Source organism: Streptomyces sp. NPDC030296, from assembly GCF_055572815.1.
In genome coordinates this window covers 579,906-605,812 of the sequence record NZ_JBVICQ010000001.1, presented here as the reverse complement: position 1 = coordinate 605,812, position 25,907 = coordinate 579,906, and the positions used below count along the sequence as shown (strand labels likewise).

Here is a 25,907-nt window from a genome sequence, read left to right as displayed (position 1 = left end):
GATGACGGAACCGGGCGCACGGGCCGCTGACGCGGCCCCCCGGGAGGACACCGTGGACCACGTGTTCGGTCACGTGGTCGCCGACCCGTACCGATGGCTGGAGGACGCCTCCTCCGAACGGACCGCGCGCTGGCTGCGCGTCCAGGAGGAGCGGTTCGCCGCCTCGGTACGGTCACGGCCCGAACGGGACACCTGGTACCGGCGGGTGACCGAACTCGCCGACGCGGGCGCCACCAAGCCGCCCGTGCCGCGCGGACGCCTGGTCTTCTTCGAGGACCAGCGCCCGGGCGCCGAGCACCCGGTGCTGTACGTCGCCGGCCCGGACGACGAGGTCCGGGCCCTGGTCGACCCGGTGCGCCTCGATCCGTCCGGCCGGACGGTGCTCGGCGCGTGGTCGGTGTCCCCGGACGGCGCCCGGCTGGCCTGCCAGCTGTCCTCCGACGGTCTGGAGGAACCGGCGCTGCACGTCCTGGACACCGCGACGGGAGCCTTCGTGGAGGGCCCCGTCGACCGTACGCGCGGCCCGGCACCCGCATGGGTGCCGGGCCGTTCCGGCCATGACGGCTTCTACTACGTGCGCCGCCTGCCGCCCGACCGGATCCCGGCCGGCCGGCCCGGCTTCCACCGCCGCGTCCACTGGCACCGTCTGGGCACCGACCCGGACACGGACCCGGTGGTCCACGGCGACGACACCGAGCCGTCCACGGCGTACGGGGTGGCGGTGAGCGGCGCGGGCCGCTGGCTGACCGTCTCGGCCCGCGTCGGCCACCGACCGGGCAACCGGCTGTGGCTCGCCGACCTCGCGGCAGGCCCGCCGGAGGCACCCCGCTTGAGGCCGCTCGCCGGCGGCGAGGGCGCCGACTCCGCGCTGGAGGTCGGCCGGGACGGCACGGCCCGTGTACTCACCGGCTCCGGCGCGGACGGCCGCAGGCTGTGCGTGTTCGACCCGGCCGACCCCGGCGCCGAGTGGACCGAGCTGATCGGTGAACGCTCCGGCGCGGTGCTCCAGTCGGTGGCGGCGCTGGACGGCCCCGGCGGCCGCCCCGTGCTCGTCGCGCTGTGGTCGCGGCAGGCGTGCGCCGAACTCACCCTGCACGAGGCGGACTCGGGCCGGATGACCGGCCGGGTGCCGCTGCCGGGCCGCGGGACCGTGTTCCACATGACCGCGCGCCCCGAGGGCGGCGGCGACCTCTGGTTCTCGTACACCGACTACGCCACCGCGCAACGCGTCTTCCGCTACGACGCCCGCGAGGGCACTGTCACCGAGTGGCCCGTGCCCGGCCGCGGCGCGCACCCGGCCGTCCCCCGCTCCCCTGAAGCGCGCCCCCGACCCCCTGAGATCCGCACCCGGTTCGTCGAGTACCCCTCGACCGACGGCGTCCGGGTCACCATGGCGCTGGTCGTGCCCCCGGACGTGACCGACGCCGAGCTGGCGGGGGAGACCGCCCCGAGCCGCCCCCGGCCCCTGCTGATGCGCGGCTACGGCGGCTTCGGAGTCCAGGCCCGCCCGTACCACGCCCCCGAGGTCCTCGCCTGGGTCGAGGCGGGCGGAGTCTTCGCCGAGCCCCACATCCGCGGGGGCGGGGAACGGGGCGAGCGCTGGCACCACGCGGGCCGGCGGGAGTCCAAGCAGCGCTCCGTGGACGACTTCCACGCCGCCGCGGACTGGCTGACGTCCCATGGCTGGACCACCCCCGCACGGCTGGCCCTGACCGGCACCTCCAACGGCGGGCTCCTCGTGGGCGCCGCCGTGGTGCAGCGCCCGGACCGGTACCGGGCCGTGAACTGCGCCGCCCCGCTGCTCGACATGGTGCGCTACGAGCGCTTCGGCCTCGGGCGCGCCTGGGTCCACGAGTACGGCAGTGCGGCGGTGGAGGGGGAACTGGAGTGGCTGCTGTCGTACTCCCCGTACCACCACGTCCGCCCCGGAGTGCGCTACCCGGCGGTCATGCTGTCGGCGTTCGACAACGACACGCGCGTCGATCCGCTGCACGCCCGCAAGATGTGCGCGGCCCTTCAGCACGCGGCGGTCGACGGCGCCGAGATCGTGCTGCGCCGTGAGGACCTGGGTCACGGGGCGCGCTCGCGCAGTGAGGCGGCCGGTTACGCGGCCGACGTGCTGACGTTCCTCGGCGCCGCCACAGGACTGCGGCCGCGGGAGCTTCCCACCCGGTGAGGGGGGCGGCTCCCGCGGCCGCGCGGTCGTGCCCGTGGGTCAGTTGAACGCCTCGGGCACCCACAGCCGGGCCGCCGCGTCACGGGCGACGAGGAAGCCGGCGATGGCGAGGATCCACCCGGTGGCGCCGGTCGCCCGCTTGGAGATCCAGGCGTTCATGCGCTCCAGCGCGGGCTCGACGGCCGAGCGCAGCAGCACCCGTCCGGCCAGCAGCACCACGGCGGGCACCACCATGACCAGGCAGTAGCCCGCCAGCAGGGTGGTGATCTCGACGGTGTTCAGCCCGGACGTCGTCAGCATGCTGATGGCGCCGAGGTACGGCAGCATCGTCGCCACCTCGGCGAGCCCGGCCAGCAGGGCGAGCCCCACCATCCAGCCGGCGGAGGAGCTGGAGCTGACGCGGTCGCGCCACTTGCCGGTGCTGTTCTTGCCCTTCTTCTCCTGGCGCTTGGGGTCGAAGCGGAAGCTCAGCAGGAACAGGCCGACACCGACGCCCAGTTGGATCCACAGCCCGGTCCTGGCGTCCAGGGCCTCACCCGCGACGGAGAACAGGTTGTCGGCCCCGTAGACGATGGCGAGGCCCACACCGAAGTAGAAGACGGTGATGGTCACGAGGTAGACCAGCACCTTGCCGACGTTGAAGCGTCCTGGGGCCAGCAGCAGCCACACGGGGATGAACAGGGTGCCCATGCTGGTGCTGTCGAGCAGGGCCAGACCGGCCAGCGACAGCAATAACGCGGTGCTCAAAGGGGTTCTCCTCGGTCTTTCCGATCGTCCATCAGTCGGTCCAGGTAGCGGCTCAGCAACTGCCGTACGTGGTCGGGTCTCAGCAGTTCGGGCTCGACGGCTCGCTGGACGGTCAGACCGTCGGCGAAGGCGATCAGCGCGAAGGCCTCGGCGCGGGGGTCGAGGCCGGCGGGCAGCCGGCCGAGCCGCTGCGCGAGGGCCAGCGCCTCCGCGCACCGGTCGCGGATCTCCCGTGAGCCGGCGGAGTGCACCTCCCGCAGCGCGGGGTGGTAGGCGGCCCGCGCGAGGAAGGCCAGCCAGATCCTGGCCTCGGTCCCGGTGCCCTCGTCGGCGCCCGTGAGGACGCCGAGGGAGGTCAGCAGCCGCTGCTTGACGTCGTGCGGGTCGCACGCCTCCAGCAGGGTCGCGACACGGGTGTTCATCGCCTCGCCGACATACTGCGCGGCGAAGACCAGCAATTCGTCCTTGGTCCGGAAGTACGTCTGCACCAGGCCCGTGGTCGCGCCGAGTTCCCGCGCGATGCGCGGGATGCTGGCGGCTTCCAGGCCTTCCGACTCGACCACTCGCAACAGTGCCTGAGCCACCTGCCGACGTCGTTCCACAGGGTCTGCGTAACGTGGCACAACGTTAGATTAAGCTCTTAATCTAACGAGGGTCAACGAGGCCCCGGGCCGGCCCCGCCGCCTGGACCGTGCGGATTGGCCGGATCAACTCGCTTGCACAGAAGGCAGGTTGGATGGTGAGCACCCCGTACCGCCGGTCACCGCGGCGTGGTCCGCGCGCTGGGAGCGCGGGGTCAGCCGTCCTTGCGGGCGGCGACCTTCACCAGGGTGCGCACACACAACTCCCGTGCCTCGCGCGGGGAGCGGGAACCGGTGAGCGGATAGACGCGGGCGGTGTAGAGCGCGGCCCAGGTGTGCAGCGCGATCCAGTCCGGATCCAGCCGGGGGTCGATGCTGCCGTCGGCGCGCCCCCGTTCGAGCACCGAGGCGACGACGGTGTCCTCGGGTGTCGCGCCCCAACTGCCGCTGGGCTGTTCCTGGAGCCACCAGGAGAACACCTCGTCGGAGTCGACGAGTTCGGAGCAGAGTCGCGCGTACGCCTCCAGGCCCGTGCCCTCGTCCAGCCGGGCCCTTCCGAGCACGGCTCTGTACTCGGAGTGCACGAACGCGTGGATGCCCTCGACCAACGCGGTGCGGTCGGAGTAATAACGGTGCAGCGTGCTCCGGGCGACCCCCGCCGCCGCCGCGACCTCACCGAGGGACGCCGCCGGGGACCGTGTGAGCACGCCGATCCCGGCGCGCAGGATCGCCAGGCGCGTCCGTTCCCTGGTGCGGCTCTCCTGAATGCTGCTCCCCACGGCACGAGCCTAGGCAGCGGTGGCGCGGAACGGGGCGCCCTTGACAAGAATGAGACATCACTGACTCACTATCGGCATGGATGATTCATTATCGTCCCGCGTCGACCTACGTCGACGCGCGGCACTCTTATGGGGCCTCGCGCGCCCCAACCGGAACGTCCTCCTCGCCGCCCTCGCCCTCGCCCTGGGGTCCTCCGCCACCGGGCTCGTCGCCCCGCTGGCGACCCGGTCGGTCCTCGACACCCTCGACCGCGGCGACTCCCTGGTCCGGCCCGTCCTCCTCCTCGTCGCCCTGCTGGTCACCGGCGCCGTCCTCGGCCGCGCCCAGTGGGCGCTGCTCGGCCGCGTCGCCGAACGCGTCGTCCACGACGCCCGCACGACGATGGTCCGCCGCTATCTCCGGGCCCAGGTCTTCCCGTTGCTCGCCCGCCCCGCCGGGGACCTCGTCACCCGGGTCACCTCCGACTCCGTACTGCTGCGCCAGGCCGTCTCGACCAGTGTGATCACCCTGGTCAACGGCGTGGTCCTGGTGGCGGGTTCGCTCGTGCTGATGGCCGTGCTGGACCTGGTGCTGGTGCTCGCCACCCTGGTGGCCGTCGTCGTGGTGGTCGCCCTGTTCACCTCGCTGCTGCCCGGCATCGCCCGCGCCCGGGAGCGGTCGCAGAGCTCCCTCGGCGCGCTCGGCGCCGAACTGGAGGGCACACTGCGCGCGGTCAGGACGGTGAAGGCCGCCCGCGCCGAGGGACGCCAGCTCGCCCGGCTCACGGAGCACTCCGAACGGGCCCGCGCGCAGAGCATGGTGGCCGTACGGCGTGAGTCGACGGTGTGGGCCGTCTCCTGGGCCGGGGTCCAGGCGGCGATCATCGCGGTCCTCGCCCTGGGGGCCTGGCGGGTCTCCGGGGGCGCGATGACCGTCCCCACCCTGATCGCCTTCCTGCTGTACACCTTCGGGCTCCTCGACCCCATCGTGGGCATGAGCACCAGCCTCAGCACCCTCCAGGCCGGTCTCGCCGCGGCGGCCCGCATCCACGAGGTGGACACCCTGGAGCCCGAACCGGAGGCACGGGGGAGCGCGCCCGGCGACCTGACGGGGCGGATCGCCGCCCTCCCCGCGCACGCGCCCCTCGTCGAACTGCGTGGGGTGAGCGCCGGATACGGCACCGGCGCCGAGGTCCTGCGGGGCCTCGACCTCACCGTGCCCCGCCGCGGCCATGTGGCCCTCGTCGGCCCCTCGGGCGCCGGCAAGACGACGGTGTTCTCCCTCATGCTCGGCTTCGTCCTGCCCTCGGCGGGCGAACTGCGGCTGGCGGACGTCCCCTACGAACGCCTCGGCACCGACGAGGTGCGGCGCCATCTGGCCTATGTGGAGCAGGAGACGCCCGTGGTGCCGGGCACGATCCGCGACAACCTGCTCTTCGTGAACCCCGACGCCGACGAGGCGGAGGTGACGGCCGTACTGGAGCGCGTCCGGCTCGCCGACGCCGTCGCGGCCCTGCCGAAGGGGCTCGACACCCCCCTGCGCGACAGCTCCCTCTCCGGAGGCCAGCGCCAGCGCGTCGCCCTGGCCCGCGCGCTCCTGGCGGACGCCGAGGTCCTGCTCCTGGACGAGGCGACAGCCCAGCTCGACGGCCTCACCGAGGCGGCGATCCAGGAGGCCGTTCGGGAGCAGGCGCGGCGCGGCCTCGTCGTGACGATCGCCCACCGGCTGTCCACCGTGCTCGACGCCGACGAGATCGTGGTCATGGAGGCGGGCCGGGTCGCCGCGCGCGGCACGCACACCGGACTCCTGCGGACCAGCGCCCTGTACCGCGCGCTGGTGGCGGCGCTGAAGATCGAGACAGGGGACACCGCGGCCGTGGCGGGCGCCGCTCCGTTGCAGCGGTGAACACCACCAGGCCGATCGTTTCCTGTTGCACCCATCGAAATGAGCCAATGAATGGCCCTGCTTGCCGCCTGAAAATGACACCAAAACAACACCGAAAGACCCCGGCGGTACGCTCGGGCATTGTTCAGGTCGCTTCGGTGGCCGCTTTATGGAGAGGAAGTCACATGTCACGGACCGGTATTCACACGGTGGCCGCCATCTGTACGGCACTGCTGGCCACCACCCTCGCCCTCGGGACCCCGGCCGCCGCGCAGGCGGCGACGCCGGGTATGTCCGCCGGCTTTACAGGGGGTGAATTAAGCGGTGCGGCCCATGTGCGGCCCCTCGGCGAGCGGAACGAGAGCGACCTGCCCTGGACGAATCCCGCGGGCCGTGAGTTCCCCTGGACCTGAGGCTGGCGCGAACGCGTCGAAATGCAGCTGAAAACGATTGAACACTTCATCCGGAGTTTGGCGGGAAACGCGCGTCTCGGATGAGCCGGCCATGGCAACGAATCACGTGACAGCGCGTACGGTGATGTTCCCCCTCCCCCTTTCCCGTGTGACAGCACGGCCCGGGGGGTGACGGGTGGAAAGTTGCTCAAGGTGACGGAGGGTGTCTCGTTGCGCCGGTTGTCCTTCAGGGTGCTCGGCCCGCTCAAGGCCGAGATCGAGGGCGAACCGCTCGCGCTCGGCGGAGCACGACAGCGGAAGGTCCTCGCGATGCTCGTCCTGTCGGCCGGACAGGTCGTCTCCGTCGACAGCCTCACCGAAGCCGTGTGGCAGGGGGCACCCCCGACGACCGCCCGCAACCAGATCGCCATCTGTATCACGGCGCTCCGGAGGATCTTCCGGAGCGCCGCCGTCGACGACGAACTCATACGAACCGCCCACCACGGATACACCCTCATCCAGGGCGACCACCGCATCGACGTACAGGCCGCCCACGCCCTGCTCGCCGAAGCCCGCACGGCCGCCGCCGAGGGCCGCACCGAGGAGGCCGCGAGCTGCTACGAACGGCTGCTCGGCATGTGGTACGGGCCGCCCCTCGAAGGACTCACGGGCGGCCACCTCGACCACGCCACCGCCCGCCTCGGCGAACTGTGGCTCGATCTCAACGAGGAGTACGCCGCCCTCCAGATCCAGCTCGGCCGCTACCGGGCGGCGGCCGACCGACTCGTCACCCTCGTCGAGGAGCACCCCCTGCGCGAACAGGCCCGGCTGCACCTGATGTCGGCCCAGCACCTCGCCGGCCGGCGCGCCGACGCCCTGGAGACCTACCGCGCCGGACGCAAGGTCCTCGTGGAGGAACTCGGCATAGAGCCGGGCCCCGCGCTCCAGCAGCTCCACCGGCGCATACTGCAGGACTCGGAGACGGCCGTCACCCGGGACCAGCCGCCCCACCCCCGTACCGCGGCAGCGATCTCGGCGCCCGCCCAACTGCCCCTGCCCGCCGCCGCCTTCACCGGCCGCGAGGAGGAGATCGCCCTCCTCGACGAGTTGGTGCACGCCTCCGCCTCCGCCGAACCCCTGGCGATCGCCGCGCTCTCCGGCGCCAGCGGCGTCGGCAAGAGCGCCCTCGCCATCCACTGGGCCAACCGGGTCGCCGAGCACTACCCCGACGGCCAGCTGTTCATGGACCTCTGCGGCTACGACGTGCACGAGAAACCCGTGTCCGCCATGAAGGCGCTGGACAGCTCCCTGCGCGCCCTCGGCGTCCACGGCACCCTCATCCCCGCCGACCTCAAGGAACGCGCCGCGCTGTACCGCAGCCTGATGGACGGCAAGCGCATGCTGATCGTCCTGGACAACGTGCGCTCCATCGACCAGATCCTGCCGCTCTTCCCGGGCCGCGGCGACTGCTGCGTCGTCATCACCAGCCGTGACCCGCTGGGCGACCTCACCGGCGACTACCCCGTGCTGCGCATCCCCCTCAGACCCCTGAACACCGACGAGGCGTGCCGGATGCTCGGCGTCATGATCGGACCCGAGCGGGTCGGCGCCGAGCCCGGCATGGCCGCCCGACTGGCCCAGCTGTGCGACGGCCTGCCGCTCGCCCTGCGCATCCTCGGCGCCCAACTCGTCAACAAACCGCACCGCTCGCTGTCCCAGCTGGCCGCCCGGCTCGCCGACCGCCGCCGCCGACTGGACCTGCTCAGCCCCGACCACGGCGGCCTGCGCGCCGAGTTCGCCCTCAGCTACCGCGAACTGCCCCCGGCCGCCGCCCAGATGTACCGCAGACTCGGCCTGCTGAGCCTGTCCCACTTCTCGGCCTGGGTCGGGGCGGCCGCGCTCGGCACGGACCTCGACCACGCCGAGGACCTCCTCGACGTCCTTGTCGACGCCCAACTGCTGGAGGTGTCCCCGCACGGCCGGCTCGGCAGCCCCCGCTACCGCTTCCTCGACCTGCTGCGCCTGTTCGCCTGGGAGCGCGCGCACGAGGAGGACACGCCGGCCGAACGCGAGGCGGCCCTGGACCGCACCGTCGCCACCCTCCTCGTCCTGGCCGACACCGCACACGAGCAGCTCAGCGGCAAGGGCCATCTGCCCCCGCTGCCGGGTCCCGGCGACCTGCCCCTGGCGACCCGGCAGATCGAGCACATCCTCGGCTGCCCCATGGAATGGTTCGAGACGGAACGCCCGATCCTCATCGACCTGGTCCGGGTCTGCGCGGAGTCCGGCCGCGCCTTCCCCGCCTGGGCCCTGGCGGCCCGGCTGGTACCGCTGTGCGAGACCCGCGGCCACCCGGTCGACTGGCGCACCACCACCGAGTGGGCGCTCATGGCCGCGCGCGAGGCGGGAGACGAACTCGGCGTCGGCATGATGCTGCGCTCCCTCGGCGCGCTCGCCATCTACCAGCGCCAGTACCAGCAGGCGGAGCCGCTCCTGGAACAGGCCATGGGACACCTGGAGGAGGCGGGCGACGTCCAGGGCCAGGCCCTGGCCCTGCGCAACATCGCCGTCTGCCTCCGCTTCGCCGGCGACCTCGACCGGGCCGCCGACCACTGCCGGGCGGCCCTCGACCTGTTCGACCGGACCGAGGACATCAGCGGCCGGGCCCACGCGGTCGGACTGCTGGCCCAGATCGAGGTGGAACGGGGCAACGTCCGCCTCGGCATCCGGCTCACCCGCCAGGCCATCGCCGCGAGCGAGGGCGACTACGCGCTGCGCAGCAAGACGCAGAACATCTACCGGCTGGCCGAGGCCCTGTTGCGCACCGGGGAACTGCGCGAGGCCGAGCGGGCCGGACGCCAGGTCGTGCGGCTGACCCGCGCCCAGGGCGACCGCATGGGGGAGGCGTACGGGCTGCGCGTCCTCGGCGAGGTCCAGTGGCGCCAGTTCTGCCTCGACGAGGCGGTGGTCACCCTGCGGGACGCCTACGAGGCCGCGGGCGGCATCGGGGACCGCTTCCTCCAGGCCCGCGTCCAGGTGGACCTCGCCTGCACGGAGGCGCTGAGGGGCGAGCGCGACACCGCGCTGCTGCACCTGTGGGAGGCCCTCGCCGCGTTCCGGCTCCTTCGGGCGCCGGTGTGGGAGGGGCACACCGTCAGGCTGCGCAAGCTGCTCGACGACCTCGGCAAGGAGACACCCGGTGTCCCCGAACTGACCCGCGCGCTGCACGAATCCTGAACGGGCTCCCGGACAGGTTCCCGAACGGTCGAACGCCCCGTTCTTTCCCCGCCGTTTCCGTCACCAGCACTCACCGAAAGCGCCGGCAAACCGTGACTCGCTAACGTCTTCCCTGACATGAGAGCGCTCCCATTCGGACGGACACCGCGAGTGAAGGTGAGCATCATGAACGAGCTGACGGACCTGATTTCGCATCGGTTCTCGCGGGCGGAACCCCGGAGACTCGTGATTTCGTACATGGAGGGGCTGTTGTCGAGCGAGATGCGCAAGACCGCCTTCGCGCTCGCCTCACGCGCCAGGGAAGTCGGCCCCGACGGAATGCAGCGACTGCTGCGCACGGCGAAGTGGGACGCCGACGCCGTACGCGACGACCTCCGCGCCTATGTGCTGCGGAACACCCGTGTCCCGGAGGCGGGTGAGGGGGACCGCGACCGCCCGGTTCTCGTCACCGCACAGCAGACCTTCGTGAAAAAGGGCAGGCATTCGGCCGGGACGGCCTGGCAGTACTCCAGCGAGCACGGGCGGATGGAGAACTGTCAGATAGGGCTGTTCCTCAGCTATGTCTCGGAACACGGCACCTCGGTTATCGACCGGGAACTGTATCTGCCCCGCGAGTGGCTGCGGGAACGGTCCCGGGGCATGTCCGCGGTCCTGCCGCAGCGGACGCAGTACGCCTCGAAGGCCCGGCTGAACCAGCAGATGATCGCCCGGGTGCTGGACGGCGGCCCGCACGTGCCGTGGGTGAGCGTGCCGGAGCGCGAACTGTGGGACGAGGACCTCCGCCTCTGGCTGGAGGAACGGGGCGTGCCCCACGTCCTGAAGCTGAACCCCGAGGACACCGCGGCCCTGCTGCCGCGCGGCATGGCGGACGACCTGCTGGCACCCCCGCCCGGCGGCCGGACGGCCGGGGTCAACACCCTGCCCTGGCAGACCGTGCGCCTGCGGGGCCCGGCGGCCGGCAGACGCGCCCAATGGCTGCTGATCCACCAGCCGACGGCCCCGTCCCGCCGCCCGCAGTCGTATCTGTGCGCCGGACACTCCACCACCGTCACGGAGTTCATCCGCGCGGTACGGGCCCAGGCGACCACTCAGCGCTGTCTGGCCGTCCTACGAAGAGAGGTCGGCCTGGACGCCTACCAGGTCCGCACCATCACCGGCTGGTACCGCCACACGACCCTCTCGCTCCTGGCCCACGCCTTCCGCTCGTTCTCCCAGAACCGCCGCCCGGTGCGCGAGCCGGTCCGGACCTGATCCGACGGCCGAGGGCGGCGCATGTGCGGGAAAGACGATCGGCCCCGGTCCGCTTCCGCGGGCCGGGGCCGATGCATCAGGGTGAGTGACGGGACTCGAACCCGCGACATCCTGGACCACAACCAGGTGCTCTACCAGCTGAGCTACACCCACCATGACCGGCGGTTCATCCGAAGGTTTCCCCGACCGGCCGAGAAAAAGTGTACAGGGTCTTCAGGGGTGCCCGCGCACACCTTTCCCCGCGGGGCTTCCGGGGCCCGGCAGGGCCGCCGGAGCCGGCCTAACCCGCTGGCAGGACGTGCTTCGCGGCGATCGTGCGGGCGGTGTCGGAGTCGGGGCCGGGCTGCGGGACGAAGATCGCCTCGCGGTAGTAGCGGAGTTCGGCGATGGACTCGCGGATGTCCGCCAGCGCGCGGTGGTTGCCGTTCTTCTCCGGGCTGTTGAAGTACGCCCTCGGGTACCAGCGCCGGGCCAGCTCCTTGACCGAGGAGACGTCCACGATCCGGTAGTGGAGGTAGTCCTCCAGCGTCGGCATGTCCCGCAGCAGGAAGCCGCGGTCCGTGCCCACCGAGTTCCCGCACAGCGGCGCCTTGCCCGGCTCCTTCACGTGTTCACGGACGTACGCGAGGACCTGCTCCTCGGCGTCCGCCAGGGTCGTGCCGCCGGGCAGAGCGTCGAGCAGACCGGACGCGGTGTGCATCTGGCGCACCACCTCCGGCATGGTCTCCAGCGCCGAGTCCGGCGGGCGGATGACGATGTCGACACCGTCACCGAGCACGTTCAGCTCGGAGTCGGTGACGAGGGCGGCCACCTCGATGAGCGCGTCGTCGGACAGCGAGAGGCCGGTCATCTCGCAGTCGATCCACACCATGCGATCGTTCATGTGTCTCACCTTACGGCCCGTGACAGCCGTACGGCCCGGTCCTGCACCGGGGTGATCCAGTGCGGGACCGGGCCGTCAGGCGCCACTGTGCGCTAGTGCGCGCTGCGCTGCCCCGGCAGCCGGCCGGTGGCGTACAGCTCCGGCTTGGCGCCGCCGTCCGTCGCGAGGGACGCGGACGGCGCCAGGGCGCTCGCCGCGGCCGTACGACGGGCCTGGAGCGGCACCCCGTGGGCGTGCTCCGGCGACACCGGGGACGGACCGTGGTGGCCGGCCTGGCTGTCGTGCTCGACGGGCTTGTCGCCCTGCGGACGACGGGCACGGTAGGCCGCCCGGTACGCCGCCGGGGACGAGCCGAGCTGGCGGCGGAAGTGCCCGCGCAGCGCCACCGGCGAACGGAAGCCGCAACGGCCCGCGACCTCGTCCACCGAGTAGTCCGACGTCTCCAGCAGCCGCTGCGCCTGCAGCACCCGCTGGGTGATCAGCCACTGCAGCGGGGCGCTGCCCGTCAGCGACCGGAACCGTCGGTCGAACGTCCGGCGGCTCATGTACGCGCGCGCCGCGAGCGTCTCCACGTCGAACTGCTCGTGGAGGTGCTCCAGCGCCCAGGCGACGACCTCGGCGAGCGGGTCGGCGCCGATCTCCTCCGGTAAAGACCGATCGAGATAGCGCTCCTGGCCGCCCGACCGGCGCGGCGGTACCACCAGCCGGCGGGCCAGCGCGCCGGCCGCCTCGTTGCCGTGGTCCGTCCGCACGATGTGCAGACACAGATCGATTCCGGCCGCGGTGCCGGCCGATGTCAGTACGTCCCCGTCGTCCACGAAGAGCTCCCGTGGATCGACATGGACGGACGGATAGCGCTTGGCCAGCGTCGGCGCGTACATCCAGTGCGTGGTGGCCGGTCTGCCGTCCAGCAGTCCGGCCGCGGCCAGCACGAACGCACCGGTGCACAGCCCCACGATGCGGGCGCCCTCTTCGTGCGCGCGACGCAGGGCGTCGAGCGCTTCCTCCGGCGGCGGTGAGGTGATCGAACGCCATGCGGGCACGACCACCGTGCCCGCCCGCGAGATCGCCTCCAGGCCGTTCGGTGCGGTGAGTTCCAGGCCCCCTGTGGTCCGCAGGGGTCCTTCCTCGCCCGCGCACACCAGAAGGCGGTAGCGCGGTACGCCGGCGTCCTGGCGGTCGATCCCGAACACCGACAGTGGTATGGAACTCTCGAAGATGGGGCCGCCGCTGAACAGCAGCACCGCGACGATCTCCTTGCGGCGACGCCCGGAAAGCTTCCGGGCCGCGGCATCCGGCGCGGCGGTGGAGTCGTGGCTCATCCTGCTAAGCCCCCCTCGGTGGTCGCGGCTCCTCGGTTGTGTCGCTCCTGCACGTTTCCCCTCGGTCCTGCACGAGTCCCCCGCCGTAAGACAGTCATGATCGAATCTACTGTGTCGCGTGGTGCCGTCGTGACCAGTTCGCCACCCGGCACATTGTCGACATGGCAACTTGGCGTAAAGCATTCGATCACGAAGCGTTGCACTCGTGGGCCGTGCAGGGAAGTACGCCTCGTCCCCGTGGCTGGTCCACGTAGGGTGCGCGCGGCCCCGGGACCCCTTTCAGTGCAGGTCGAACCGGGCGTGGAGGGGTGTTCGACCCAGGGATGCCCGGTGAGCCGAAGTTGGCTGAAAAGATACGGGGGTGTGTGCGGAAACCGGTCAGTCGACCGGCATGCTCGGACCGGAGTTCCGCCGGCCCCTGTGCACCCCCGAGTCCGTACGGCCATGTCGGCCGCGCTGGGGAGAGTGTTCTTCGGCCACGCCGTGGTCGGTTCGGGCCACGCGCGGCGAGCGACTCGGGGGGACCGGTGCCGTGTGTGCCATGTCGGCCGCGTGGGCGGCTCCGCGTTCGGACTGGCGCAGGAGGACGCGGCACACCCCGGTCACCGCGGCCAGGCCCAGCGCCGCCCCCGTCGCACCGGCCAGCGAGGTGCCGTACCAGACGAGGACGACCGGCACGAGCACACAGCTGAACGCCGCCCAGCGGACCACGTCCGTCGCGGTGTCGGGGTGGGCGGGGGAGGGGACGGGCGCGACGGAGGGGCCGTCGGCCGGAGGGGGCCCGTCCGCCGCGGAGGAGCGGGGGGTGTCGCGGACGGTGCGCGGGGCGTCGGCCGCGGTGCGCGGGGCGTCGGGGGCGGGGTGGGGCGACGGTCGGGCGGGGCGGGGTGCGGACACGGGCTTGCTCGCTTCTGACTCCCTCGGGTCTGGCTTACCGGGGTTCAACGCGTGTTCGACCCGTCGGTCACTGCCGACGTTCCCTCGGGTGGACCTCCGGGCGCCGCCCGGCACGCACCGGCGGCCGTACGGCGCCCCTGCCGGCGGCGTGAACCGGCTGTACGTGGCAGCAACCATTGCGTTACGGGCGGGGGGTCGTGCATGCTCCCTGGAACCCCGCGGAGCCGGTGCGCGGAGGAGGCGTGCGGCCGTACCCTTGGGGGTATGGGGTTGGGAAGATGATTCCCGGACACAGCTCCGCCTCACACTGACGTCCCATCCACGTCGTCCCACCCACGAGGATCCAAACGCCGAGACACCCATGGCCGGTCACGAATTCTTCGACTCCGCGGACCGCAAGCGACGTCCCGTCGCCGATCACACGGCGGCCGACCCCCTCGCGGCGGAAGAGGCACGCCCCAGCTGCGATCCCGCCTTCAAGCACGGCGTCGTCGTCGGCTTCGACGGTTCGACGTCCAGTGAGCGCGCCCTCGCCTACTCCATCGGCATGGCCCGCCGTTCCGGCTCGGGCCTGATCATCGTCCACGTCGCCAACCGGCTGCCCACGACCGTGTGGGCCGGCTGCGAGCCGCCGGTCTTCGTCGACGTACCGGATCACCGCACCGAGGTGCTCGGGCTGGAGCTCGCCTGCGCCGACTACCTCGCCGAGGTGCCGTGGATCCTCGTCGAGCGCGGCGGTGACATCTGCCACGAACTCGAAGAGGTGGGGCGGGAGTACGAGGCCGACGCGATCGTCGTCGGATCCACGCACGGCCTCGTCGGACGGATCTTCGGCTCCGTCGCCGGACGCCTCGCCAAGCGGGCGCAGCGACCCGTCATCGTCATCCCGTAACCGCTCCCTTTCCGCCGCGTGAACCTACTGGCGCGTAGAGGTGTTTGTGCCCTTGTGAAGGGCATAACCCGATCGCCGCACCACCGCACGCGCACGAAGGGAGCCCCGCCGTGGACAACGACGTCTCCGCGGGAAGCAACACCACGACTCTCGGCCAACTCGCTCTCGCACTGACCCTGTTGGCGTTCGTCGCGCTGAGCCTGACGCTCGGGGCGCCCGGCGCCGGGACGCTCACACGGGCGACGTACGGGCTGCTGTGCGCGGCGATGCTGCTGCTCGCCGTCGCGTCCTTCGGTGACAGCGGCGGGCTCGCGAAGGCCGGCGGATGGGTCGCCGCCGTGGGCGGGCTGGTGGCCTGGTACGCGGCCACCGCGGCGTTGGCCCACTGGCCCACGACGCTTACCGGGCGGGCTGCCGGACGGGGTGTGACGGCCACGGGTTGACGGCAGCCGATGTCGGGGAGTTGGGCGACCCCGGCGACATGACGGACCCCCACGGGTGAGGTGTCACCGCGTGGGGGTCCGTTCGTTTGGTGCGCGAGAGGTCAGGGCTCCTCGGAGCGGGCGACCGCCGGCAGCCTCTGCGGCGTCCCGCCTACTCCACCGTCACCGACTTCGCCAGGTTGCGCGGCTTGTCGATGTCCCGGCCGAGGGCCAGCGCCGTGTGGTAGGCGAGGAGTTGGAGGGGGATGCCCATGAGGATCGGGTCGAGCTCGTCCTCGTTCTTGGGGACGAGGATCGTCTGGTCGGCCTTCTCCTGCTCCTGGTGGGCGACGGCGAGGATCTTGCCGCTGCGGGCCTTGATCTCCTCCAGGGCGGCGCGGTTCTTCTCCAGCAGGTCGTCGTCGGGGACGATCGCGACCGTGGGGAGGGCCGGCTCGATCAGGGCCAGCGGGCCGTGCTTCAGCTCGGAGGCGGGGTAGGCCTCGGCGTGGATGTAGGAGACCTCCTTGAGCTTGAGGGAGGCTTCGCGGGCGACCGGGTAGCCGCGGACCCGGCCGATGAAGAGCATCGAGCGGGCCTCGGCGTACTCCAGGGCCAGCTTCTTGATCTCCTCCTCCTGCTCCAGCATCTCGGCGATCTGGCCGGGCAGCTTGCGCAGGCCCTCGATGATCCGCTTGCCGTCGCGGACCGAGAGGTCACGGGTGCGGCCCAGGTGCAGGGCGAGGAGCGCGAAGGCCACCGTCGTGTTGGTGAAGCACTTCGTGGAGACCACGCAGACCTCGGGGCCCGCGTGGACGTAGATGCCGCCGTCGGCCTCGCGGGCGATCGCCGAGCCGACGACGTTCACCACACCGAGGACGCGGGCGCCCTTGCGCTTCAGCTCCTGGACGGCCGCCAGCACGTCGTAGGTCTCACCGGACTGGGAGACGGCGACGTAGAGGGTGTCGGGGTCCACGACCGCGTTGCGGTAGCGGAACTCGGAGGCCGGCTCGGCGTCGGCGGGGATACGGGCCAGCTCCTCGATCATCTGGGCGCCGATCATGCCCGCGTGGTACGAGGTGCCGCAGCCGAGGATCTTCACCCGGCGGATCTGGCGCGCCTCGCGGGCGTCCAGGTTGAGGCCGCCGAGGTGCACGGTGGAGAACCGGTCGTCGATGCGGCCGCGCAGCACACGGTCCACGGCGTCGGCCTGCTCGTGGATCTCCTTGTGCATGTACGTGTCGTGGCCGCCCATGTCGTACGAGGCGGCCTCCCACTCCACGGTGGTGGGCTCCGCGGTGGTGCGGGTGCCCTCCGTGGTGTAGGTGCGGAAGTCGTCGGCCTTGAGGGTGGCCATCTCGCCGTCGTCGAGGGTCACTATCTGCCGGGTGTGGGCGACCAGCGCGGCGATGTCCGAGGCGACGAACATCTCCTTCTCGCCGATGCCGAGGACGACCGGGGAGCCGTTGCGGGCGACGACGATGCGGTCGTTGAAGTCGGCGTGCATCACGGCGATGCCGTAGGTGCCCTCGACGATGCGGACCGCCTGGCGGACCTTCTCCTCCAGGGTGGTGGCCTGGGAGCGGGCGATGAGGTGGGTGAGGACCTCGGTGTCGGTCTCGGAGAGGAACTCGACGCCGTCCGCCTCGAGCTTCTTCCGCAGGTCGGAGGCGTTGTCGATGATGCCGTTGTGGACGACGGCGACCTTGTTGTCGGCCGACATGTGCGGGTGGGCGTTCACATCGGACGGGGCGCCGTGGGTGGCCCAGCGGGTGTGGGCGATGCCGGTGGTGCCCTTGAAGCGCGCGGGGACCTTGGCCTCCAGGTCGCGGACCCGGCCCTTGGCCTTGACCATCTTCAGGCCCGCCGCCTTGGGCGAGGTGACCACTATGCCCGCCGAGTCGTAGCCCCGGTACTCCAGGCGCTGCAGGCCCTCCAGGAGCAGCGGCGCGACATCACGCTTGCCGATGTAGCCGACAATTCCGCACATATATGGGTATCCCGTTTCTCGGTCGGTGTGGACCGGGTCCGTGGCCTTCCCGTCAGCCGTAGACGATGCGGCGCAGCTGCCTGAGCGTGAGCTCCGGCGGCGCGACCGCCCGGTATTTCAGGTCCGCCTCGATCCGTTCGAAGATCGCCGCGTTCACCAGGCCCTGGGCCTGGAGCTCGCGGTGGCGGCGACGGACGTAGTCCTCCGTCGTCTCGTCGAAGTAGGCGAGCACGTCCTGGATCACCCGCAGTGCCTCGCCCCGGCTCAGGGGCGTGGACCGCGTCAGATGATCGACAAGTTCGTCGTGCACCCGGTAGATCCTGGGGTACGAGCGTGTGTTTCGCAAGAATTCTGCCCGATTTCGGGCAGGACCCTGTGGTGGAGCCTCGGGAGAACGTTGAACGTGTTATGGGTGCCTGTCCGGTGTCCGTCCATCCGATGGCCCGCATCCCGTCGCCTGAGGCGACGACTTTCGGACGCCAATTCGGGCGGGTCACATGCGCTTGAGGACCGCCTGCTTGGCCAGCGTGAACTCCTCGTCCGTGAGGACACCGGACCTGTGCAGCTCGCCCAGTTCGCGCAGGCGGCGCAGCAGGGCGTCGTGGTCGTCCCCGCCGCCGGCGGGCGGGAGCTGCTTCGGCCCGGTGTCGCCGGCGCTCGACGGGTGCGGCAGCCGGGCCTGTACGGCCGCCGCGACGAGCGCCATCAGCGGGTCCTTCTTGAAGCCCCACAGTTCCACGGAGTTGGGGTCGTACTTGGCAGGCGCCTTGGTCGGCGCGTTCCGCACGGTGAAGCGCAGGGCGCCGTTCTCCAGGCCCGCCGAGGGCTGCCACTCCACGGCCGCGATGTCGGCCAGCGCCAGTGTCCGGGGTCCGGCCGCCGCCTTCGCGTCCTCCGTCTTCCAGTTCCACTCCAGGCGTACGTGCTCGCCGTCGAAGCTCGCCGTGCCGTCCCCGGCGGAGACGGAGAGCGGGACGACCGGGCCCGGCAGCAGATACGCGCCCACCGCGTCGGCGGGCACCTGGTCGAGCAGCAGCGCGTTGCGTACCTCGTCCACGACGTACTCGGCGACCCCGTACCGGTCGGCGTCGACGCTCAGCTGGTACGGGTCGTTGCCGTCGGTGAGCCTGCCGCCCGTCACCTGGAGCAGCGGGTCGGCGCCGTCGCGCAGCCGGAGGCGCAACCGCCCCGACTTCCTGCCCTGCTCGAACGAGATCCCCGCCAACGCGCCCAGGGGGACGGAGACTTCACCGAGTGTCCTGCGGAGGAGACTCACGCTCTTGTCGCGGCCCGGCGTGAGCCGCAGGGTGTCGCCGTCGAAGGTCCACGACCCGTCCCGCTGGAGGATTTCCGCCATGCGGGGATTCTTTCACCGGCCGTGCACCGAGATGGTCTAGACCTGGCGGCTCATTGCGGGGATGGTGGTGTCGTCCGTTCGGTTGTGGGAGGGAGCACGTCGTGAGACCGCGCCACAGATCGACTCGCCTTCTCGGTGCGCTGCTGTTCGTGGTGGCCGGGATCTTCGCCGTGGGAGCCGCGCCCGTGTCCGAGAACGCCGACGTCACCACGGTCCCCCTCGGGCAGGTGATCCCGGCCCCCGCCCGGGTCGAGGCCGGGGGAACGCCGTACCGGCTGACGAGCGGCGCGCGCCTCGTCGTGGACGGCGGCCCCGAGGCACGGCGGGTGGGGGAGTACCTGGCGGGCGTCCTGCGGCCGTCGACCGGCTACCGGCTGCCCGTGACGGACCGGGCGAGGGGCGAGGGAGGCGATGTCCGGCTGCGGTTGGCGGCGCACGAGCCGGCGCTCGGGCAGGAGGGGTACCGGCTGCGCAGCGCCCGCTCCGGCGTGACGATCACCGCCCGCACGGCCGCCGGCCTCTTCCACGGGGTGCAGACCCTGCGCCAACTGCTGCCCCCGGCGGTCGAGAAGGACTCCGTGCAGCAGGGACCCTGGACGGTCGCGGGCGGCATCGTCGAGGACGTGCCGCGCTACGCCTGGCGCGGGGCCATGCTCGACGTGTCCCGGCACTTCTTCACCGTCGACCAGGTCAAGCGGTACGTCGATCAGTTGGCGCTCTACAAGTTCAACAAGCTGCATCTGCACCTCTCCGACGACCAGGGCTGGCGCATCGCCGTCGACTCCTGGCCGCGGCTCGCCGCCCACGGCGGCTCCACCCAGGTCGGCGGCGGCCCCGGCGGCTTCTACACGAAGGCCGACTACCGGGAGATCGTCCGGTACGCGGCCTCCCGCCACCTGGAGGTCGTCCCCGAGATCGACATGCCCGGCCACACCAACGCGGCCCTCGCCTCCTACGCCGAGCTGAACTGCGACGGCGTCGCGCCCCCGCTCTACACCGGCACCGACGTCGGCTTCAGCTCGCTGTGCGTCGACAAGGACGTGACGTACGACTTCGTCGACGACGTCGTACGGGAGCTGGCCGCGCTCACGCCGGGCCGCTATCTCCACATCGGCGGCGACGAGGCGCACTCCACCAGCCACGCGGACTACGTGACGTTCATGGACCGGGTGCAGCCGATCGTCGCCCGGTACGGCAAGACGGTCATCGGCTGGCACCAGCTCACCGGCGCGACCCCGGCGCGGGGCGCCCTGGCCCAGTACTGGGGCCTCGACGGCACCGAGCCGGAGGAGAAGGAGCGGGTCGCGGCCGCCGCGCGCAACGGCACGGGGATCGTCCTCTCGCCGGCCGACCGGATCTACCTCGACATGAAGTACGACAAGGACACGCGGCTGGGGCTCGACTGGGCGGGATACGTGGAGGTGCGGCGGTCCTACGACTGGGATCCGGGCGCCTATCTGGCGGGGGCGGGGGTGCCGGAGTCCGCGGTGCGGGGGGTCGAGGCGCCGCTGTGGACGGAGACGATCGTGACGCCGGCCGACATGGATCACATGGTGTTCCCGAGGCTGCCGGGGGTCGCCGAACTGGGCTGGTCACCGGCGTCCACGCACGACTGGGGCGACTACCGGGTGCGGCTTGCTGCGCAGGGGCCGCGGTGGGAGGCGCTCGGGATCGGGTACTACCGATCGCCACAGGTGCCGTGGGGTGGGCCGGGCTCCTCATAGCTCGGGGGTGCGGGGTTCGTTGGCGGGTGCGGGTGGTGTGTGGTTTCTCGCGCAGTTCCCCGCGCCCCTGAAGGCTTGGGCCTGCGGCCCGGCCTTCATCCCCGTGGCGCTGTTGAAAAGCACGGGGCGCAGCCCCGGTCGCTTTTCAGGGGCGCGGGGAACTGCGCGACCAGCCCCCACTCAGCCGCACCCGCCATGCATCGACGGAACACGACGGGCACCTCGGAGGACCGTACTCCGAGGTGCCCGTCCGTTCTGGGGGCCTTGCCGGGGGCTACAGGCCCGCTATCGGGTTCTTCAGGTCGCCGACCAGTTGCAGCGCGCCCGACGGGTCCGACAGGTCGACCATCTGGCGGTTGTCGCGCAGTTGGAGCCGGTTGAGGCAGGACAGCGCGAACTCGGGGGCGAACATGTCGTACTGGGCGAACCTGTCGGCGAGTTCCGGCAGCGCCCGCTGGTGGTCGCGGACCGTCTCGGCGACCGTGCGCCAGAAGTCCTCCTCCTCCAGAACACTCTCCTCGACCAGTTGGGCGGCGAGGAAGCGGAAGAAGCAGTCGAAGACGTCCGTGAAGATCGACAGGAGTTTCTTGTCGTCGGGGACGTCCACGCGCACGCGCTCGACCGTCGGCGGGAGCACCGCCTGAGGGTCCATGACCGCGATCTCCTCGGCGATGTCCTTGTAGATCGCCCGCTCGACCACGCCGTCCCTCAGGACCAGGATGACGTTCTCGCCGTGCGGCATGAACGCCAGGTCGTAGGCGTAGAAGCTGTGCAGGAGCGGGGTGAGGTACGCCCTCAGGTAGCGGCGCAGCCACTCCGTCGGGGTGAGGCCGGAGCGGGCGATCAGGGCCGCCGCGAAGCCGTTGCCCTCGTGGTCGACATGGAGCAGGGAGGCCATCGTCGCCAGCGACTCGCCCTCCTGGAGCCCGGACACGGGGCTCTCCCGCCACAGCGCGGCCAGCATCTTGCGGTACGGGGAGTACCGGTCGGTGGCGGCCTCGTACTCCAGGTGCCGGTAGCCGACGGCGGCGCGCTCGCGGATGATCGACAGGCCCGTCGACTTCAGCACCGGGTCGTTCTCGATCAGGGCGGCCAGCCAGTCGTTGATCGCCGGGGTCGCCTCCATGTACGCCGCGGACAGGCCCCGCATGAAGCCCATGTTGAGGACGGACAGGGCCGTCTTTACGTAGTGCTTCTCCGGGCTGGAGCTGTTGAAGAAGGTCCGGATGGACTGCTGGGCCAGGTACTCGTCGTCGCCCTCGCCGAGCAGCACGAGGTGCCGCTGGGCGACCTCGGCGGCGAAGGTGACGGAGAGCTTGTTCCACCACTGCCAGGGGTGGACCGGGATGAACAGGTACTCGGCCGGGTCGAGTTCCAGGTCGGTGAGGACGGAGGTGAAGCGGGCGACGGTCTCCGCGCCCAGCTCGTCCCGCAGGAACGCCTCGTACTCGATGCCGACGCCCGCCGTGAACGCCGCCCGCGAGCGGTGCGCGGCCAGCCACACCAGGCGGACCGGGCTCGCCGTCTCGGGGGCGTACGCCAGGTACTCGTGGACGCCGAAGCCGAGTCGGCCGTTGTTGGCGACGAAGCAGGGGTGGCCCTCGGTCATCCCCGTCTCGATGGCCTGGAAGCCGGCGTCCACCAGCTCGGCGACCGGGATCTGCGGTTTGGTCAGCTTGTAGCAGGTGCCGGAGAGGGTGGAGGAGATCTCCTCCAGGTAGACCGGGAGGATCTCGTCGCTCAGCCCCAGGGACCCCTTCAGTTCGATGAAGAAGTCCAGGGCGGCGAGGGGGAGGTCGACGCCGTCCCGGTGACGGGTGATCGAGTCGGCGTCGACCTGCCAGTGGTCGAGGGCGTAGCGCCGCGCGGTGAACCCGTAGCGGGTCTGACCGTCGTCGCCACGGACCTCGAAGCGGCCGTCGGCGGTGGCCTCCGGCGTGATGAGCCGCTCATGGGCGAACTCGGCCAGGGCTTTGCGGATGAGCAGGCGGTTGGCCCGTGCCCAGCGGTGGGGGGACAGATGCGCCACGGCATCGGACGGGGTCATACGGCGACTCCTCGGGCGGCGAGGCCGCGCGCCTCGTAAAACTGCTCGCGCGTGCAGAAGCTCAGCAGCGCGCGCTTCTCCGGCTTGTCGATCTCACGGTCGGGGACGAAACCGACGAACGCGTTGAGCGCGTGCACCGCCGTGTTGGCGACGTCCGGCTCGACGACGACACGGCGGGTGGCCGGGTCCGCGAAGAGGTGCGCCATCACGGCGGTGATCACGGACCGGGTGAACCCGTGCACGGGGGTGTCGGTCGGCGGCACCAGGAAGTGCATGCCGACGTCGCCGGGCTCCGGTTCGTACAGGCCCACCAGCTCGCGGTGGGCCGGGTCGTACTTCTCCATGAGGAACACGGGCTCGCCGTCGCGCAGGCCCAGCAGGGCGTGGTGGTGCGGGTCGGCCGCGATCTCCATGTAGGCGCGCTCGACGTCCGCCGGCCGGGCGTCCTGCATCATCCAGTACGCGGCCTTGGGGTGCGTGACCCAGCCGTGCAGCAGCTCGGCGTCCTTCAGCGGGTCCAGGGGACGGAAGGTGAAGGTCATACGGCGAACTCCTGGAAGGCGATGGTCTTCTCGACCGGGTAGTACTCGGTGCCCAGCAGCTCGCGGATGATGGACGCGTTGCGGTACGCGCCCATACCGAGGTCGGGCGAGGTGACGCTGTGGGTGTGGACGCCCGCGTTCTGCAGGAAGATCCCGCGGCCGGTGGTGTCGACGGCGTAGTTGCGGGCCACGTCGAAGCGGCCGTGGCCGTCGAAGACGAGGCGGTCGCGGATCGGGGCGAGGAACGCCGGCGGCCGGTAGTGGTAGCCGGTGGCGAGGACCAGGCCCTCGGTCTCGATCTCGAAGTCCTTGCCCTGCTCGTCCTGGCGGAAGCCGAGCGTGTACCGCCCGCCCTCGTGGGTGGCGCTGTTCAGCGACGAGTTGGTGAGCAGCCGGGTCGGGACCGGGCGGCCGCCGGCGGTCACGTTCTTCTGGTAGAGCAGGTCGAAGATGGAGTCGATCAGCTCCGAGTTGATGCCCTTGAACAGGCCCTTCTGCTGCTTCTCCAGCCGGTAGCGGGTGTCCTCGGGCAGCGCGCGGAAGTAGTCGATGTAGTCCGGGGACGTCATCTCCAGCGTCAGCTTGGTGTATTCGAGGGGGAAGAACCGCGGGGAGCGGGTGACCCAGTTGAGCTGGTAGCCGTGGACGTCGATCTCGGAGAGCAGTTCGTAGTAGATCTCCGCGGCGCTCTGGCCGCTGCCGACGATCGTGATCGACTTCTTCTTCAGCAGCTCCGCCTTGCGGTGCATGTACTGAGCGTTGTGGAAGAAGTCGCCGCCCAGGCCCTCGCACGCCTCGGGGAGGTAGGGGACGGTGCCGGTGCCGAGAACCAGCCGGCGGGCGCGCAGGACGTCGCCGTCGGCCGTCCGTACGGCGTACACGTCGTCCTCGTACGTCACCTCGGTGACCGTCGTGCCGAAGCGGACGTTGGTCAGCCGGTTCGCGGCCCAGCGGCAGTAGTCGTCGTACTCGACGCGCAGGGGGTAGAAGTTCTCGCGGATGTAGAACGAGTACAGCCGGCCGGAGTCCTTCAGGTAGTTGAGGAAGGAGTACGGCGACGTCGGGTCGGCGAGGGTGACCAGGTCCGACATGAACGGGGTCTGCAGGTGGGCGCCGTCGAGGAACATCCCCGAGTGCCACTCGAAGTGGGGCTTCGCGTCCAGGAAGATCCCGTCGAGTTCGGCGATGGGCTCGGTGAGGCAGGCGAGGCCCAGGTTGAAGGGTCCCAGTCCGATGCCGATGAAGTCGTGGACGTGCACGGCGGATTCAGGAAGCGACGCGGTCAAGGGACTCTCCCAGGTACTGCTCGGCGTGGCCGGCGATCAGATCGAGCACGGCGGCGATGTCGGCGACCGTGGTCTCGGGGTTGAGCAGGGTGAACTTCAGGTAGTGGCGGCCGCCCACCTTGGTGCCCGCCACCACGGCGTCGCCGGAGGCGAACAGGGCCTTGCGGGCGTACAGGTTGGCGCGGTCGATCTCGTCCGGGTCGGTGACGGACTCGGGGATGTAGCGGTAGACCAGCGTGGACAGCCGCGGCTCCACGACCACGTCGTAGCGCGGGTCGGCGGCGAGCAGCCGCCAGCCCTCCTCCGCCAGGTCGCAGACTTCGTCGAAGAGTTGCCCGACGCCGTCGGCGCCCATCGTGCGCAGGGTCATCCACAGCTTCAGCGCGTCGAAGCGGCGGGTGGTCTGGAGGGACTTGTCGACCTGGTTGGGGATGCGCTCGGTGACCATGCGGCGCGGGTTGAGGTACTCCGCGTGGTACGTGGCGTGGCGCAGGGTCGCCCCGTCCCGGACCAGGACGGCGGACGAACTCACCGGCTGGAAGAAGGACTTGTGGTAGTCGACGGTGACCGAGTCGGCGCGCTCGATGCCGTCGAGCAGGGCGCGCCGCTTGCGGGAGACCAGCAGCCCGCAGCCGTAGGCGGCGTCGACGTGCATCCACGCCCCGTACTGGGCGCACAGCTCGGCCATCTCGGGCAGCGGGTCGATCGAACCGAAGTCGGTGGTGCCGGCGGTGGCGACGACGGCCATGGGGACGAGGCCCTCGGCCTGGCAGCGCTCCAGCTCACGGGCGAGCGCCATGGTCTGCATCCGCTTGTCGGCGTCGACCGGGACGGAGACGACCGCGTCCTGCCCGAGGCCCAGCAGTTTCGCGGACTTCTGCACGCTGAAGTGGCTGACCTCGGAGGCGAAGATCCGCAGTCGGGCGGTGTCGGCGGGCCCCCGCCACCCGCCGGGCCCCGGCTTCGCCTCCTCCCGGGCGAGGAGCAGGGCCTGGAGGTTGGACTGCGAGCCGCCGGAGGTGAACACGCCGTCGGCGGCGGGGCCGAAGCCGACGCGCTCGTTGGTCCAGTCGATGAGTTTCCGCTCGATCAGCGTGCCGCCCGCGGACTGGTCCCAGGTGTCCAGCGAGGAGTTGACGGCGGACAGGACGGCCTCGCCTAGCACGGCCGGGATGACGACCGGGCAGTTGAGGTGGGCGAGGTAGCGGGGGTGGTGGAAGTAGATCGCGTCCCGGAGGTAGACGTCCTCCAGCTCGTCGAGGACGGCGGCCGTGTCGTGCAGCGGCTTGTCGAGGTCGATCCTCTCGATGGCGGGAGCGAGGGCGTCGACGCTGACACCGGTGAACGGTCGGTCGGTGGTGGCGAGTCTGGCCGCCACCCGCTCCACGCCTTCGGTCACGGTGCGGCGGTACCGCTCCGCGGTCGTGTCATTGAGCAGGTGCGAGCGCATGGGGAGGTCCTCCGAGCGGGGGCGGTCCGGGTGGGACGGTGAGGCGACGGTGGGGGCCGATGGGCGAG

Annotated in this window: 20 protein-coding genes and 1 tRNA gene; 7 read left to right on the top strand and 14 right to left on the bottom strand. The window is 71.2% G+C overall.

Annotation, left to right across the window (positions count from 1 at the left end; translation table 11 throughout):
• Window position 1: 1 nt before the first annotated feature.
• Window positions 2-2,176: a prolyl oligopeptidase family serine peptidase gene (locus ACZ4Z3_RS02540; protein WP_468499297.1), complete on the top strand. Its 2,175-nt coding sequence runs from the start codon at window positions 2-4 to the stop codon at window positions 2,174-2,176.
• Between the two features lie 39 nt (window positions 2,177-2,215).
• Here the strand turns inward: ACZ4Z3_RS02540 and ACZ4Z3_RS02535 are convergent, their stop codons facing one another.
• The 3 genes from ACZ4Z3_RS02535 to ACZ4Z3_RS02525 form a co-directional block, all read right to left on the bottom strand.
• Window positions 2,216-2,923 (bottom strand): GAP family protein, encoded by a 708-nt coding sequence (locus ACZ4Z3_RS02535; protein ID WP_055541874.1) that lies wholly within the window; start codon window positions 2,921-2,923, stop codon window positions 2,216-2,218.
• The gene (locus ACZ4Z3_RS02530) at window positions 2,920-3,486 is read right to left on the bottom strand and encodes a TetR/AcrR family transcriptional regulator (RefSeq protein ID WP_468499296.1); all 567 of its coding nucleotides are present in this window, start codon (window positions 3,484-3,486) and stop codon (window positions 2,920-2,922) included. Before ACZ4Z3_RS02530 ends, ACZ4Z3_RS02535 begins: the two co-directional genes overlap by 4 nt.
• A gap of 233 nt (window positions 3,487-3,719) precedes the next feature.
• Window positions 3,720-4,283, bottom strand: a complete 564-nt coding sequence (locus tag ACZ4Z3_RS02525) for a TetR family transcriptional regulator (RefSeq protein ID WP_468499295.1) — start codon at window positions 4,281-4,283, stop codon at window positions 3,720-3,722.
• A 76-nt stretch (window positions 4,284-4,359) separates the two neighbouring features.
• On the opposite strand from ACZ4Z3_RS02525, the gene ACZ4Z3_RS02520 reads away from it, so the two are divergent.
• The 3 genes from ACZ4Z3_RS02520 (at window position 4,360) to ACZ4Z3_RS02510 (ending at window position 11,027) form a co-directional block, all read left to right on the top strand.
• A complete protein-coding gene (locus tag ACZ4Z3_RS02520) occupies window positions 4,360-6,168 on the top strand; it encodes an ABC transporter ATP-binding protein (RefSeq protein ID WP_468499294.1) in 1,809 nt (602 codons plus the stop codon).
• Window positions 6,169-6,752: 584 nt separating this feature from the next.
• Window positions 6,753-9,776, top strand: coding sequence for an AfsR/SARP family transcriptional regulator (locus ACZ4Z3_RS02515; RefSeq protein WP_468499293.1), 3,024 nt, complete (start codon window positions 6,753-6,755; stop codon window positions 9,774-9,776).
• A gap of 165 nt (window positions 9,777-9,941) precedes the next feature.
• Window positions 9,942-11,027, top strand: coding sequence for an IS701 family transposase (locus ACZ4Z3_RS02510; RefSeq protein ID WP_468499292.1), 1,086 nt, complete (start codon window positions 9,942-9,944; stop codon window positions 11,025-11,027).
• A gap of 80 nt (window positions 11,028-11,107) precedes the next feature.
• On the opposite strand, the gene ACZ4Z3_RS02505 is transcribed toward ACZ4Z3_RS02510, so the two are convergent.
• The 4 genes from ACZ4Z3_RS02505 to ACZ4Z3_RS02490 form a co-directional block, all read right to left on the bottom strand.
• Window positions 11,108-11,180 (bottom strand) — tRNA-His (locus ACZ4Z3_RS02505).
• Window positions 11,181-11,307: 127 nt separating this feature from the next.
• A complete protein-coding gene (orn, locus tag ACZ4Z3_RS02500) occupies window positions 11,308-11,910 on the bottom strand; it encodes an oligoribonuclease (protein ID WP_055511897.1) in 603 nt (200 codons plus the stop codon).
• Window positions 11,911-12,002: 92 nt separating this feature from the next.
• Window positions 12,003-13,232 carry a helix-turn-helix domain-containing protein gene (locus ACZ4Z3_RS02495; protein ID WP_468499291.1) on the bottom strand — a complete coding sequence of 410 codons (1,230 nt, stop codon included), beginning with the start codon at window positions 13,230-13,232 and terminating at the stop codon, window positions 12,003-12,005.
• Between the two features lie 378 nt (window positions 13,233-13,610).
• A complete protein-coding gene (locus tag ACZ4Z3_RS02490; RefSeq protein WP_468499529.1) occupies window positions 13,611-13,943 on the bottom strand; it encodes a hypothetical protein in 333 nt (110 codons plus the stop codon).
• A 547-nt stretch (window positions 13,944-14,490) separates the two neighbouring features.
• On the opposite strand from ACZ4Z3_RS02490, the gene ACZ4Z3_RS02485 reads away from it, so the two are divergent.
• Both ACZ4Z3_RS02485 and ACZ4Z3_RS02480 read left to right on the top strand, forming a co-directional pair.
• On the top strand, window positions 14,491-15,021 hold the full coding sequence (locus tag ACZ4Z3_RS02485; RefSeq protein ID WP_468499290.1) for a universal stress protein: 531 nt from the start codon (window positions 14,491-14,493) through the stop codon (window positions 15,019-15,021).
• Between the two features lie 110 nt (window positions 15,022-15,131).
• A complete protein-coding gene (locus tag ACZ4Z3_RS02480; RefSeq protein WP_468499289.1) occupies window positions 15,132-15,464 on the top strand; it encodes a hypothetical protein in 333 nt (110 codons plus the stop codon).
• A 151-nt stretch (window positions 15,465-15,615) separates the two neighbouring features.
• On the opposite strand, the gene glmS is transcribed toward ACZ4Z3_RS02480, so the two are convergent.
• The 3 genes from glmS to ACZ4Z3_RS02465 form a co-directional block, all read right to left on the bottom strand.
• Window positions 15,616-17,433, bottom strand: a complete 1,818-nt coding sequence (glmS, locus tag ACZ4Z3_RS02475) for a glutamine--fructose-6-phosphate transaminase (isomerizing) (protein ID WP_468499288.1) — start codon at window positions 17,431-17,433, stop codon at window positions 15,616-15,618.
• A 52-nt stretch (window positions 17,434-17,485) separates the two neighbouring features.
• The gene (locus ACZ4Z3_RS02470) at window positions 17,486-17,743 is read right to left on the bottom strand and encodes a hypothetical protein (RefSeq protein ID WP_055521645.1); all 258 of its coding nucleotides are present in this window, start codon (window positions 17,741-17,743) and stop codon (window positions 17,486-17,488) included.
• A 183-nt stretch (window positions 17,744-17,926) separates the two neighbouring features.
• On the bottom strand, window positions 17,927-18,790 hold the full coding sequence (locus tag ACZ4Z3_RS02465; protein WP_468499287.1) for a DUF4429 domain-containing protein: 864 nt from the start codon (window positions 18,788-18,790) through the stop codon (window positions 17,927-17,929).
• Between the two features lie 101 nt (window positions 18,791-18,891).
• Between ACZ4Z3_RS02465 and ACZ4Z3_RS02460 the strand changes: the two genes are divergently transcribed.
• Window positions 18,892-20,514 carry a beta-N-acetylhexosaminidase gene (locus tag ACZ4Z3_RS02460; protein WP_468499286.1) on the top strand — a complete coding sequence of 541 codons (1,623 nt, stop codon included), beginning with the start codon at window positions 18,892-18,894 and terminating at the stop codon, window positions 20,512-20,514.
• Between the two features lie 274 nt (window positions 20,515-20,788).
• Here the strand turns inward: ACZ4Z3_RS02460 and ACZ4Z3_RS02455 are convergent, their stop codons facing one another.
• Genes ACZ4Z3_RS02455 through desA form a run of 4 tightly spaced genes read right to left on the bottom strand, consistent with a single transcriptional unit; the run spans window position 20,789 to window position 25,839 of the window.
• On the bottom strand, window positions 20,789-22,561 hold the full coding sequence (locus ACZ4Z3_RS02455) for an IucA/IucC family protein (RefSeq protein WP_468499285.1): 1,773 nt from the start codon (window positions 22,559-22,561) through the stop codon (window positions 20,789-20,791).
• Window positions 22,558-23,103, bottom strand: coding sequence for a GNAT family N-acetyltransferase (locus ACZ4Z3_RS02450; RefSeq protein WP_468499284.1), 546 nt, complete (start codon window positions 23,101-23,103; stop codon window positions 22,558-22,560). Before ACZ4Z3_RS02450 ends, ACZ4Z3_RS02455 begins: the two co-directional genes overlap by 4 nt.
• Entirely contained in the window at window positions 23,100-24,389 is a 1,290-nt protein-coding gene (locus ACZ4Z3_RS02445) for a lysine N(6)-hydroxylase/L-ornithine N(5)-oxygenase family protein (protein WP_468499283.1), read from the bottom strand. Before ACZ4Z3_RS02445 ends, ACZ4Z3_RS02450 begins: the two co-directional genes overlap by 4 nt.
• Complete coding sequence (gene desA, locus ACZ4Z3_RS02440; RefSeq protein WP_468499282.1) at window positions 24,370-25,839, bottom strand: lysine decarboxylase DesA; 1,470 nt, start codon at window positions 25,837-25,839, stop codon at window positions 24,370-24,372. Before desA ends, ACZ4Z3_RS02445 begins: the two co-directional genes overlap by 20 nt.
• Between the last annotated feature and the right edge of the window lie 68 nt (window positions 25,840-25,907).